Source organism: Bacteriovorax sp. As-1 (genome assembly GCF_058446905.1).
Window position 1 is genome coordinate 2,161,077 of record NZ_CP184341.1, and the last position, 12,461, is coordinate 2,173,537.

Annotated in this window: 9 protein-coding genes; 5 read left to right on the forward strand and 4 right to left on the reverse strand. The window is 42.4% G+C overall.

Features of this window, described 5'->3' with window-relative positions; translation table 11 throughout:
* Window positions 1–13: 13 nt before the first annotated feature.
* Window positions 14–1,159, reverse strand: a complete 1,146-nt coding sequence (locus ACN20O_RS10905; RefSeq protein WP_491633967.1) for an HD-GYP domain-containing protein — start codon at window positions 1,157–1,159, stop codon at window positions 14–16.
* A 118-nt stretch (window positions 1,160–1,277) separates the two neighbouring features.
* Here ACN20O_RS10905 and ACN20O_RS10910 point away from each other — a divergent pair, with 118 nt between their 5' ends.
* The 4 genes from ACN20O_RS10910 (at window position 1,278) to ACN20O_RS10925 (ending at window position 8,402) form a co-directional block, all read left to right on the forward strand.
* Entirely contained in the window at window positions 1,278–2,519 is a 1,242-nt protein-coding gene (locus ACN20O_RS10910) for an MFS transporter (protein ID WP_491633968.1), read from the forward strand.
* Window positions 2,520–2,596: 77 nt separating this feature from the next.
* Complete coding sequence (locus tag ACN20O_RS10915; protein ID WP_491633969.1) at window positions 2,597–5,719, forward strand: S8 family serine peptidase; 3,123 nt, start codon at window positions 2,597–2,599, stop codon at window positions 5,717–5,719.
* Window positions 5,720–5,891: 172 nt separating this feature from the next.
* Entirely contained in the window at window positions 5,892–7,955 is a 2,064-nt protein-coding gene (locus ACN20O_RS10920) for a sodium-translocating pyrophosphatase (RefSeq protein ID WP_102242325.1), read from the forward strand.
* Between the two features lie 66 nt (window positions 7,956–8,021).
* Window positions 8,022–8,402, forward strand: coding sequence for a hypothetical protein (locus ACN20O_RS10925; protein ID WP_491633970.1), 381 nt, complete (start codon window positions 8,022–8,024; stop codon window positions 8,400–8,402).
* 8 nt (window positions 8,403–8,410) lie between these two features.
* Here the strand turns inward: ACN20O_RS10925 and ACN20O_RS10930 are convergent, their stop codons facing one another.
* The 3 genes from ACN20O_RS10930 to ACN20O_RS10940 are packed head-to-tail and all read right to left on the reverse strand — an operon-like array spanning window position 8,411 to window position 10,178.
* A complete protein-coding gene (locus ACN20O_RS10930; protein WP_491633971.1) occupies window positions 8,411–8,863 on the reverse strand; it encodes a hypothetical protein in 453 nt (150 codons plus the stop codon).
* A gap of 36 nt (window positions 8,864–8,899) precedes the next feature.
* On the reverse strand, window positions 8,900–9,712 hold the full coding sequence (locus tag ACN20O_RS10935) for a TatD family hydrolase (RefSeq protein ID WP_491633972.1): 813 nt from the start codon (window positions 9,710–9,712) through the stop codon (window positions 8,900–8,902).
* A 31-nt stretch (window positions 9,713–9,743) separates the two neighbouring features.
* Window positions 9,744–10,178 (reverse strand): response regulator, encoded by a 435-nt coding sequence (locus ACN20O_RS10940; protein ID WP_158649537.1) that lies wholly within the window; start codon window positions 10,176–10,178, stop codon window positions 9,744–9,746.
* 316 nt (window positions 10,179–10,494) lie between these two features.
* Between ACN20O_RS10940 and ACN20O_RS10945 the strand changes: the two genes are divergently transcribed.
* Window positions 10,495–12,453: a hypothetical protein gene (locus ACN20O_RS10945; RefSeq protein ID WP_491633973.1), complete on the forward strand. Its 1,959-nt coding sequence runs from the start codon at window positions 10,495–10,497 to the stop codon at window positions 12,451–12,453.
* Window positions 12,454–12,461 lie beyond the last annotated feature (8 nt).

Genomic DNA, 12,461 nt, shown 5'->3' on the forward strand with positions numbered 1-12,461 from the left:
ATGCTTGTGCATTCTATCCGACTTTCTTTTTGATTTTTCCAAACGACTGGGGCTTATCTCCAGCACCGAATCCTTCTACCTTATATCCTCTTGGGTTTCTAAAAGGTAAGACGTTTTGCGGCTGACATGGATCGAAGTCTTCAGGAAGCTCTTTATTTAATTTTCCATTGAACACTAACTGCTTCACACTTTTTGTGAATACTTCAAAAAGTTGTGGGTCAAGTTTTTTCCCAACAGTTTTGGCCATAACCGTGATGGCGTCTTCTGTGGAAAGCACTTCGTGGTAAGTTCTCTTCGTCGTAATGGCATCGAAGAAGTCAGCAATCGCTGTTACGCGGGCAAGCAGGTGAATGTCTGCTCCAGAGAGTTTTCTCGGATAACCACTGCCGTTGAAATTTTCGTGGTGTTCGTACACAACACGCTTAATGATGTTGAAGTCGACACCTTCGCAGTCACATGGATTTTCTGCCAGAAGCTCAAACCCGAAGGCCGGGTGAGTTTTTATGATATTAAATTCTTCGTCTGAAAGTTTCTCTGGTTTATTAATGATGTCGGTAGAAATTTTAATTTTACCAATGTCATGAAGAAGACCGCCAAGACCGGCCATAACAATTTCATCTTTTGTCGCATTTGGTTTTGCCGCTCTATAAAGAGAGATGCAATACATCGAGACGTTAATCGAGTGATCGTAAGTATAAAAGTCGTGGAAGCTTAAAGAAGCAATCAGCCCTTGAAGCTTTGAGACGTCGTAGTCTTTAATCACGTCAACCATTGATTCAACCGCCACTTTACACTCAGAAATAGTTTCTGAAAGAAGCTCTGTAGTAAACTCTTTATCTTTATCAAAGAGTTTATCGAGATAATGAATCGCTGATGATTTAATAACTTCAGTTTTAGTCGTATCAGCGACACCGCTGATTTGAATTAAACTCTTTAAATAGTCTTCGCGCTGGAATTCATGCACGTAGAGCTGAAAGTACTTTTTCTTAAATAGCTTCAGGTCCTCTAAACTTAATAAGTCGTTTTTTGGATAGATGCGAACGAAGCGTTCACGTTCTGAAGAGGCCGAAGAGTTGACGTAAAGGTCATAGGGAATCGATTTATCCAATAAAATCAGATCAAAAGAAACTGAAAAAAAGTTATTCCCCATTTTACTCATGCTAGTCGTATCGGCGTAAGGGTGGCTTATGTTAAAAATTGTACTGGATCAAAAGCCTTGGCTAATATACAGTATAGCAAATTCTCATGGAGCCTGCTAAGTAGGCGGAAATACTCATATGAATACCCCGATTCTAACCAAAAAAGACCCATACGCGGCACTCAGATACCCCGATTACCGATTCTACATATTAACCAGGATCTTCCTGGCGATAGCCCTTCAGATTGAGGTGGTTAGTATTGGCTGGCACGTTTATGAGATCACCAAGGACCCGATGTCTCTGGGGATGATTGGCCTGGTGGAAATCCTGCCAAACTTTGCGGTGACTTTGTTTGCCGGCCACTATGCCGACATTTACGACCGAAAGAAAATTGTTATCTCATGTCTCTTTGTCGTGATGTTAAGTGGTATTGGCCTTTACACCATCACTCACATGGTACCTGATAACAATCAACAGCTCTCACTCTTTTATGTAGTGATTGCGATAACCGGCCTTGCCCGCGGAACACTTTCTCCTTCCATGTTCTCTATTCTAACTGAATGTGTACCGAGAGAAATTTATGTCAACTCAACTTCATGGAGTTCAACTATCTGGCAAATTGCTTATATGCTAGGAGCAGGAGTGAGTGGATTTTTATTCGCTTATATTCGTTACGACGCTTACCTGGTAGTGAGTGCATTGGTTCTTTGTGGAATCATTTCATTTAGTTTTATTTCGCCGAAACCGCATTTAATGACAAAAGAAAAACGCGCACCAATGCTTGATTCAATTAAAGAGGGGATCTCTTACGTCTTTAAGAATCAGGTTTTTTTAGGTGCTCTTTCTTTGGATCTCTTTGCTGTTTTATTTGGTGGAGCTGTCGCTCTTCTTCCAATCTTTGCTAACGACATTTTAAAAGTGGGTCCTCAAGGTCTGGGCTTTTTAAAAGCAGCACCAAGTGCGGGGTCGTTTATTATGGCCGCCATTAATATCTACTGGCCTCCCGTGAAAAATACTGGAAAGAAACTGCTGCTTGCTGTGTTTGGTTTTGGTGTGTGCATGATTATTTTTGCACTCTCAAAGAACTTCTACCTTTCAGTCTTCATTCTCGCTTTGAGTGGTGCTTGCGATAACATCTCTGTCGTTGTCCGTGGAACGATTATGCAGACTCTTGTGCCTCCTGATATGAAAGGAAAAGTCTCTGCTGTTAACTCTGTGTTTATTGGTTCTTCTAATGAGATTGGTGCATTTGAGTCAGGGACCGCTGCGAAGATTATGGGGGTCGTACCTTCGGTGATTTTCGGTGGCACAATGACACTCCTTGTGGTGATTTTTACAACATTTAGGGCCCCAAAACTTAAAAATCTAAACTTTGAGTAAATATCAGCGACATTTTTTTGACATCAATTTTTTATAAGATATAGTCGCCTTCGCTTATTTAAGAGCAAGGGGAACTTATGAAATATTCAGCATCATTACTTCTGTCTTTGGCGCTACTTGCATCATGTGCACCGAAGAATTCTAATCAATCATCACTGGATTTAATCGCCAGCAAATATTTCAGCATGAGACAACAGACTCCAACACAATATGTGGGGATCGTTCAATTATCTCATCCTGCACTTTTAGCTGAAGCGCAAACAGTTGATGGTAAACCTGTTATCGATGAAGAGCTAAAAAAAGCAATTCTTGATGAACAAGAAGAAGTTATCTCAAAACTAAAAGATATTTCACCAGATATTAAAATCGTGGCGACATATAAGATGGTTCTAAACGCGGTAGCTTTCGTAGCTCCTAGTGAAGTGGCCGGCCAAATTGAAGGGATCGAAGGCGTTAATAAACTTATCCAAAACACAAACTTCGCTAGACCACAAACTGTAGGTCTTGAAAAGAAAGTAACGGCTGCAATTGAAAGCCTGAAAGATAAAAACTCTGTATCGTTCATCGGTGCTGATAAAGCTCATAAGATGGGGATCTCTGGTCAGAAGATGAGAGTAGGGGTTATCGATACAGGTATCGACTACACTCACGCTATGCTTGGTGGGACTGGTAAAAAAGAAACTTACGATTCAATCGATCCTTCAGCACCAAATGATTTTTTCCCGAACGCGAAAGTTGTTGGTGGAGCTGACTTCGTAGGATCAAAATATTCTGCAGGTGGAGCTTCTCTTGAACAACAAGTTCCAGTTCGCGATGAAAACCCAATTGATGAAAGTGGACACGGTTCACACGTTGCCGGCTCAGTTGCTGGTATCGGTGACAACATTGTTTCATACTCAGGTGTAGCTCCAGAAGCTGCTCTGTACGCTCTAAAAGTTTTCGGTAAAGAAGGAAGCACGTCTGATATCGCCGTTATCCAGGCCTTAGAATACGCAGCTGACCCAAGCGAGAAAATCGAACCAACAAACCGTCTTGATGTCGTTAACCTTTCTCTTGGTGGTGGATTCGGTAAACCAAAAATCCTTTATACTGAAGCAATCAAGAACCTGACAAAAGCAGGAACTATCGTAGTAGCTTCAGCTGGTAACTCAGGAGACAACCCATATATCACAGGTGCTCCGGCAACTTCTGATGAGGCAATCTCTGTTGCAGCTTCTATCGATTACATGCCACAAAACATCGCTGTTCCAGCTGTTGAAGTGTCAATCGAAGGATCATCAAAACTAGTTGAGAAAGTAGAAGGAAACGGAACGATCCCAGCTGATTCAAGCAAAGTAAGTGGTGCTCTTATTCACATCGGAACAGGTGTTGAAGCGATTTCTGAAGAAGTTAAAACTCAGGTTAAAGGGCGCATCGCTCTTATGGACCGTGGAGCAATTTCATTCGAACAAAAATTCCAGGTAGCTAAAGCTCTTGGTGCTTCTGGTGTTGTTATGGTTAACAACGTTGATGGGGCTCCAATCGCGATGGGATCTGAAGGGAAATACGATTTCCCAGCTGTCATGGTTACAAAATCTCTAGGGGACGCGATTAAAGCTGCTCTAGCTAAAAAATCAGAAGTAGTATTTAACTTCTCTCCAGGACAAATCATTAACCGTGACGACCTGATCGATACGATGACTAACTTCTCGTCTCGCGGTCCTCGTTCAATCGACTCTTTAATTAAACCAGAAATTTCTGGTCCAGGGGCAAACGTTATCTCGGCCGCTTTTGGTACAGGTACTGAATCAGTTCAGTTCTCAGGAACATCTATGTCAGGACCACACCTTGCTGGTGTTATGGCCCTTATGAGACAAGCTTTCCCGAAAGCTTCAGTTCAAGAACTTAAAGCAAGAATCTTAAACACAGCTAAAATCATGATGGCAAACGGTGCTCACGTAGCTGTTTCTCGTCAAGGTGCTGGACGTGTTCAAGTTGAAGAAGCTCTTAAAGCGAAGGTTTTAGCAATGCCAGCAACTCTTTCTCTTGGAGAAGTTCCAGTAGCTTCTACAAAGACAGTGGCGAAAAAAGTAACGTTAACAAACTCATCTGATAAAGATGTTCTATTCTCAACAAGAGCGATCAACAGTAAGAACATTAAAGTGTCTCTGCAAAGCGCTCTGAAAGTTAAGGCAAAGACTTCTCTTACTTTCACTGTAAGCTTCACTCTTGCTCGTGAAAACGCTGCTCAAAACAACATTGAAGCAGACGGATTCGTGATCTTAACAAACGCAGATGATGGATCAAAAGTTTCTCTTCCATTCCTTGCGGTTCTTAACAAAGTAAGTGACATCAAAGCTTCAGACCTTGTGACTCAAACTGACTCGAAAGTAGATAAAAACGGATCAGAAGTAAAAGTAACGCTGACAAATTCAGCTAAGTCTTCTGGTGATGCTCTTATCTTCAACCTTCTGGGAACAGATGAGAGAAAAACAGTATTAAATCCAAACAACATGTCAGCTTCAACTCTATGTGACCTTGAAGCAGCAGGGATTCGTATCATCGAAAAAACTGACAAAGGACAAACAACTAAGGTTCTTCAAGTTGGGGTGAAGTTATACGATGCTATGACATTCTGGCAGCCATGTGACATCTCTCTTCAGATCGACGCTAACAACGATGGAATTGCTGACCAGGAACTTCTGGCGATCAAAGCTAACTATGTAAGTGGGATCACAGCTGATATCTTCGCTTCTCTTCTTCTAGATGCAGAGATGGCAAGAAACCTTCGTATGGCGTTTGAAATGGACCCAGCGAACACTCAAGAAAACTACCTTCCGGCCATCCTTGATGCCCGTGAAATGAAATTCTACAACCACTCAAACGTTGCTGTTGTAGAAGCAGATCTTTCGAAGATCGCTAAAGGTAAAAATGGAAAAGTAGGAATCAAGCTTTCAGTCACTCACTTAGAAGCTGATTCAAAAGGTGATGACTTCTTAGCTAACCATGGTGAAAAGTGGCAATCTCTAAACCTTTCTGAAAATTCTCTGGCCTTCTACGATATGCCAGAAGTGGTAACAGTAGGTGCAAACGATCTTGAGCACGTGTCGATGAGAAGAGGTCTAGGGAACATGAGAGCTCTAATCCTTTACCCGCACAACTCGCCAGCGGCGCTTAAAGACCAACAGTCACAGATTCTAGTAGAAAAACTTCTTAAATAAAAAAAGGGCCCTCGAAAGAGGGCCTTTTTATTGCCCACACCTACATAGATTCAACATCTTTACTCACTGCGAACACGGGCAAAAGCAAATACAAATTCTTGACGGTTTTTGTCGCTTAGGGTAATTCTAACTATTCGAATTTTATTACTTATTTCAAACATGGGGTACAGCAATGTTCAGTAGCACACTGATCAATTCTCCGATCTACGTTGGGGTTTTTGGTTTATTAATCGCCGCGTTTTTTTACTTCCGAGTAAAATCACAGCCAGGTGGAAACGAAACAATGGAAAGAATCGCTTCTTACGTACGTGAAGGATCAATGGCCTTCCTAGTTCGTGAGTACAAAGTTCTAGCAATCTACTGTGTGGTAGTTGCAGCGGCTCTTTATTTTGGTCTTGGAGCAGTTTCATCTGTTTCATTCATCGTTGGAGCTTTCCTTTCTCTTCTAGCAGGTTTTGCTGGGATGAAAGCAGCGACATACGCTAACGTTCGTACAACTCAGGCAGCTTCAACTGGATCAAAAGCAGCAGCACTTCTAGTTGCTCTTGATGGTGGTGCGGTTATGGGTCTTGCTGTAGCTTCTCTTGGACTTGTTGGTCTAGGAGTTATCTACGTTGTATTCAAAGACTCTGCTGATCTTTCAACAATCCTTCACGCTTTCGCAGTAGGGGCTTCATCGATCGCGCTATTTGCTCGTATCGGTGGTGGTATCTATACAAAAGCTGCTGACGTTGGTGCTGATATCGCAGGTAAAGTAGTAGAAAACATTCCTGAAGATGATCCACGTAACCCAGGTGTAATCGCTGATAACGTTGGTGACAACGTTGGTGACGTAGCAGGTATGGGAGCTGATATTTATGAATCTATGGTTGCAGCAATCGTTGCAGCAATGGCAATCGCTCTTACAATCCCGGCTGCAAGTTTAACAAATCTTGTATCAACTGCTGATGAAGTAGCCGCTCGCATGGCGGGTGTTGCTCTTCCTCTTCTTCTTTCAGCTCTAGGAATGGTTATCTCTATCGCGGTAATCTTCCTTGCGCGTATGTTTAAAAACTCAAAGCCAGCAACGGTTTTAAGAAACGCTCTAATTGTCCCACCAATCATTTTAACAATTGCTTCATACGTACTTGTTCCAATGTTTGGAATTTCTCAAGGTGTAACTGTAGCTCTAGCGGCTGGTGCATTCTCGGGTATGTTCATCGGTCTGATCACTGAGTACTACACTGCTGGTAAACCAATTCGTCTTACAGCTGAAGCTGCTAAAACTGGAGCTGGTACAGGTGTTATCCGTGGTCTTGCTGTTGGTATGGAATCAACTGCTATCCCAATGCTTCTTGTCGTAGCTGCTGCGTACATCGCTGACAGATACTTAGGTCTATACGGTATTGCTCTTTCTGCTGTTGGTATGCTTGCAGGTACAGCTGTTGTAATGACAGTTGATGCTTACGGGCCAATCGCTGACAACGCTGGTGGTATTTCTGAAATGTCAGGTCTTGGAAAAGCAACTCGTGATATTACAGACGAACTAGATGCTGTAGGTAACACTACTGCTGCTATCGGAAAAGGATTCGCTATCGGATCTGCTATCCTAACAGTTCTTGCACTTTTCTCTGCTTTCACAATGGAAGTAAACCACGTAAGAGAAACTGCTGGTCTTGCTAAGATGTCACTAGAGTTAACTTCTTCTGGAGTTCTTCTTGGTATCCTTATCGGATCAATCCTTCCATTCCTAGTTGGTTCAACAACTATGACTGCTGTAGGTAAGGCTGCTCAGGCGATCGTAGTAGAAATCGCTCGTCAGTTCAAAGAAATCCCAGGTCTTCGTGAAGGTAAAGCTGAACCTCAACCAGCAAAAATCGTAGATATCGCAACTCTTGCAGCTCTAAAAGAAATGATTCTTCCAGGTATCATCGCTGTTCTAGCTCCAGTTGTTGTTGGTTTCGCAATGGGACCGCAAGCTCTAACTGGTATGCTTGCAGGATCTCTAGCTGTAGGTGCTACAATGTCTCTATTCATGGCAAACGCTGGTGGAGCATGGGATAACGCTAAGAAGTTCATCGAAAAAGGTGGAATTCCAGGTCACCCAAAAGGATCTGACACGCACAAAGCTGCTGTTGTTGGTGATACAGTTGGTGACCCATTCAAAGATACATCTGGACCAGGTGTAGCGATCCTAATTAAAGTTATGTCAGTAGTATCTCTTCTAATCGCTTCTTTAATTGCAACGATTGGATAGTCTTTCTACGAAAACTAGTTTTTAATAAAAGGGCCCTCGTAAGAGGGCCTTTTTTTTGGAGGCTTGATGAAGGTCATTTCCATTACAGCATTTGTCGCTTTTATGGCATTCGCCATTTATCTTCTTCTGCATGAAAAAGAATTCATGGGAGAGAGTAAGCCCCGCAAACTTCAGCCCGTTTCAAAATCTAAAATTATCGGTCAAAGACAAGAGCGAGAGCTTCAACCTTTTGAGCTTCAGCGACAACGTATTAACAATGAGGCCATCTTTAAGTTTGAAAACTCTGACACTAAAGAGACGTATGAGTTTCGCGAAGATGATATGGCCGAGTTTGACAGTGCTTTAAAAACCTTGAAAGAAGTTAAGCGAGAGATCAAAGGGGATACGACTGATCCCAATGTCATTAACAACACCAAGGTGATTAAAGAGTACTACGAAGTCGACTAGTCTTTCTTTTAATCTTTTTTCGCGGCCATCTTTAAAGGCATGATAAATTTGTTTCCAAATTTGGCCTTTAAAGAACGGTAGTCGTAGGACTGAAGTTTTTTCACTAGGCAGTTCTTTACATTTTCATCCAGCTTGTTGACTTCATCGGCTACATCGACAAAATCCAGTTTTGACTTTGAATTGATTCCTACTGCCAGACAGGCATAGTTGTCTTTAAGTCCTTGCGAGCAACTTAGAAGATCTTTTTCTTTTTCCAGGAAGAAATCGACGGTGTGAGTTTGTAATTGATTATGTTCATAAAGAGTGATTTTCTTTTCGCGAGCTTCATCTCTTTTGTTGATATATTCGTAGGCCTTAGGAGAACAGTTCTTCTTATCATGAAAGGTCATTGGTTTTGCAGTTGGTTCAGGTGTTGGAGTAAAGAGAGAGCAACCAGCAAACAGGGTCAACGCCATTAGCATAAGTGATGTTTTAATAAGAACTCCTTGGATATGAATCTAGAAGTGAAACAGATCGACAGAATTTGTATAAGCTTTAGTTAAAACGTCATCCAGAGCGATGCCTTTTACTTCGGCAATCTTCTCTGCAATAAAAGGCAGGTAATAAGGGGCATTTTCTACTCCACGGTAAGGATCGGGAGTCAGGAAAGGGGAGTCTGTTTCCAGGAGCACTCTTTCAATGGGAGTGATTCTTAGAGCGTCTCTGACATTTTCAGCATTCTTAAAAGTGATGATGCCGTTAAAGCCGATATAAAAGCCTTCATCCAGGCAGAACTGTGCCAGTCCCAGGCCGGAAGTAAAACTATGAATAACGCCTTTTCTTTTGAGTGTTGTGGAGAAATTTTTTAAGACAGCAATCGTGTCTTCATCAGCGTCTCTGGTATGGATAACAACTGGAAGGTTGAAATCGACAGCAATCTGCATTTGCTCTTCAAAGGCCTTGATCTGTTCATCACGAGGAGATTTTGAATAGTAGTAATCAAGACCAATCTCACCGACCGCAACGATTTTTTTATTCTCAGGATTTTTTAGATTGGCGATAACGTGAGCTTTGACTTCATCATTCCATTCTTTTCCTTCGTGTGGGTGAAGGCCTTGCGTGCAGTAAATTTGCGGGAACGTTTTAGAGATGGCGATCACTTCGTCCAGGTTGTTGGGAGAAGTGGAGATGGTGATCATCTTTTCAATTTTATGAGCTTCGGTTTTAAGGACAATATCTTCGCGCGAAGCTGTTTTTAACATATCCAAATGGAAATGGGTTTCGATGATAGGGTATGCTGGAATAGGAATTTCGCGACGACTTTTACTCATGGAAGTTATAGTAGCACAGTTGATATAGGCTTTAAACCCCTAGGGTTCGACCGATTTTATCGAGGAATATATTGTAGGTAAAAGGTTTGACAATAATATTGCTAATTCCCATTGAGATAGCGGACTTCACATTATCAGCGTCAATAGTTCCCGAGATAATCAAAATAGGAATGTCTTTATACTTCTTTCGTGCCTTGAGTTCTTTAATGAGCTGCAGACCGCTCATCCTGGGCATCACGATATCGACAATAATAAGACCAAAATCCTGGTTCTGAATTTTAGATAGAGCTTCCTTACCGTCAGAGGCGGTGACAATGCGGTCTTCTTCAATTCGCGATTTAATAAGATAATTAGACATTAACTGCTTAATCTCTTCTTCATCATCGATTAAAAGAATCGCTTTATTATTTAAGAACTTTTCAACAAGTTCATATATAAGGTTAGCTTTACTATCTATTCTATCCATATCCATACTCATTCCATCTTTAGGTTTTATTATAACTCTATGTTCAAGATCCGCTAAATTGGAGAAAGTTAAGTGCAAAAAACTGTGTGATATCCTAAGCAAATGGTGGAGATTATAAGAGAATTAAGAATGTGCATTTTCTCTCTAGACACGATTAATCTGCCAACTTTTTGAGCTGAAAATTCACCAAAAAAAAGAAGGCCTGCCTTTAAAATGAGCTTTTATTTAGACGCTTTAACTCCTTAGATACGCGTTCATTCTTTATATAAAGAGTCGTCCTGATCAGTATTTGTTCAAGAGGCCTTATAATGCTGACATGACAACAAATACTTTTAAAACAGCGGCTATGTTAGTAACCCTGGCGATGATTTCGCTTCCAGTTTTTGCTCACAACAATAACGATAATAATGATTATGCTTATTATATCGTTAGCCCAAAGAGCTGGAACAATAAGAAGGATGAATCGTGGCTTCGCATGACGAGTAAGTCAGGTGAAGTGAGTAACGTAACCTTTAATGGTTCGGTGCAAATTCCGGATTCAATTAAGGTGAACGCTGGTTTATTAAGAGAAGGACCTTCAACTGTTTATTTAGTATTTGATAATGTTCAGTGTAAATACGAAACAAAAGTCACAAGATTCTTTTTTAATTTCACTTACCCTTTTGTTGCTTGTTCTGATGGATCTCGCGCTAAAGAAGACATTCGTGTAAATTCAAAAATCTCTTTATACCTTAAAGAGACAAAAGGTTTTCCAGCGACAGCGTATGCTTCGGTTAAGGTTCTAGAAAAATACGTCAAAGGTATTACTCTTCCTCAATTAGATTCTGAAAAAGGACAAATACTTCGATTCGATGGTGAGCTTTGGGTGCCGACTGATTACATTCCAGATGGACAGGCCGCAGGTGATGTCCTGGTTTGGGATGGAACAGGTTGGACAGCTTCGAAGTTGACCTCAGGTGGAGCAGGATCAAAAGGAGAAAAGGGAGATAAAGGTGACAAAGGTGATAAGGGAGATCAGGGGGAAAGGGGTCTAACTGGTATGGTTGGTCCGGCCGGTCCTCAAGGGCCTGCAGGAGCAGCGGGTGCAACTGGTGTTGCTGGTGCCAAAGGTGATAAGGGTGATAAAGGAGACAAGGGAGATAAAGGTGATGTGGGTGCTGTTGGTCCAAAAGGAGCAACTGGTGCGACTGGCCCTGTTGGCCCACAAGGTCCTGCAGGCGCTGTTGGGCCAGCGGGTGCAACAGGTCCACAAGGTCCAGTAGGTGCTGTTGGTCCGCAAGGTCCAAAAGGTGACACTGGTGCAGCCGGAGCAGTAGGTGCTCAAGGTCCAAAAGGTGATAAGGGTGATACTGGTGCAACAGGTCCTCAAGGTCCAGTGGGTCCTTCTGGTGCAATCGGTGATGCCGGTGCCGTAGGTGCTCAAGGTCCAAAAGGAGATAAAGGTGAAACAGGAGCAGTAGGTCCACAAGGACCACAGGGTCCTGTTGGTCCAGCTGGTGAGCGCGGTGAAACTGGTGCTGTTGGTGCGACTGGACCTCAAGGTCCACAAGGTAACAATGGTGCTGACGGAGCTGTTGGACCGCAAGGGCCGCAAGGGCCTGCAGGAGTGGCCGGGGCCCAAGGTGAAAAGGGAGACAAGGGTGAAAAAGGTGAAAAAGGTGACCCAGGTCTTGTCAGCCTAACTGCAGGTGCAGGTATTTTAGGTGGAACAATTTCTGGCAATGGTGGAACGATTGCCGTGAATGTTGGTACAGCTGCCGGGCAAATTCCGGTGATTGGGTCCAATGGAAGACTTCCAGCTTCAATTGTTCCAGATGCAGTTTCAAAAGTTGCTTTTATTAAAGACGTTAAAACAAATGGTACTAACGGAGGATCTTGCGATTCATCTAAAGGGTGGGAGCAGGTTCGCGATTTAAATAATATTAGCGGAGACACATCATTTGTTTCTCTTGCTTCAAATCAATTCACGCTACAAGCAGGTACATATGTGATTGAAGCCGAAGCTCCAGCTTACTTAGATGGTTTCCATAAAGCAGTCCTGGTTAATGCAGGAACTGGTGAGATGGTTATCTTAGGATCAAATGCCAGAAGCCATAACGTGGCCGGAGGTATGGAGCCTTCAAAAATCCTGGGATCAGTGACGATTACTGAAGCGACGACTTATGCTATTAAACACAGATGTGCCAGCACGATGGCCACTGTTGGTTTTGGTAGCCCGGTGAGCTTCGGAGTAGATGAAGTTTATACTCAGGTAAAAATTACTAAAGCGAAGTAAAATTAAAT

Coding starts and splice junctions, on each gene's coding strand:
- ACN20O_RS10905 (WP_491633967.1), bottom strand. CDS start 1,159: ATGAGTAAAATGGGGAATAACTTTTTTTCAGTTTCTTTTGATCTGATT.
- ACN20O_RS10910 (WP_491633968.1), top strand. CDS start 1,278: ATGAATACCCCGATTCTAACCAAAAAAGACCCATACGCGGCACTCAGA.
- ACN20O_RS10915 (WP_491633969.1), top strand. CDS start 2,597: ATGAAATATTCAGCATCATTACTTCTGTCTTTGGCGCTACTTGCATCA.
- ACN20O_RS10920 (WP_102242325.1), top strand. CDS start 5,892: ATGTTCAGTAGCACACTGATCAATTCTCCGATCTACGTTGGGGTTTTT.
- ACN20O_RS10925 (WP_491633970.1), top strand. CDS start 8,022: ATGAAGGTCATTTCCATTACAGCATTTGTCGCTTTTATGGCATTCGCC.
- ACN20O_RS10930 (WP_491633971.1), bottom strand. CDS start 8,863: ATGCTAATGGCGTTGACCCTGTTTGCTGGTTGCTCTCTCTTTACTCCA.
- ACN20O_RS10935 (WP_491633972.1), bottom strand. CDS start 9,712: ATGAGTAAAAGTCGTCGCGAAATTCCTATTCCAGCATACCCTATCATC.
- ACN20O_RS10940 (WP_158649537.1), bottom strand. CDS start 10,178: ATGGATAGAATAGATAGTAAAGCTAACCTTATATATGAACTTGTTGAA.
- ACN20O_RS10945 (WP_491633973.1), top strand. CDS start 10,495: ATGACAACAAATACTTTTAAAACAGCGGCTATGTTAGTAACCCTGGCG.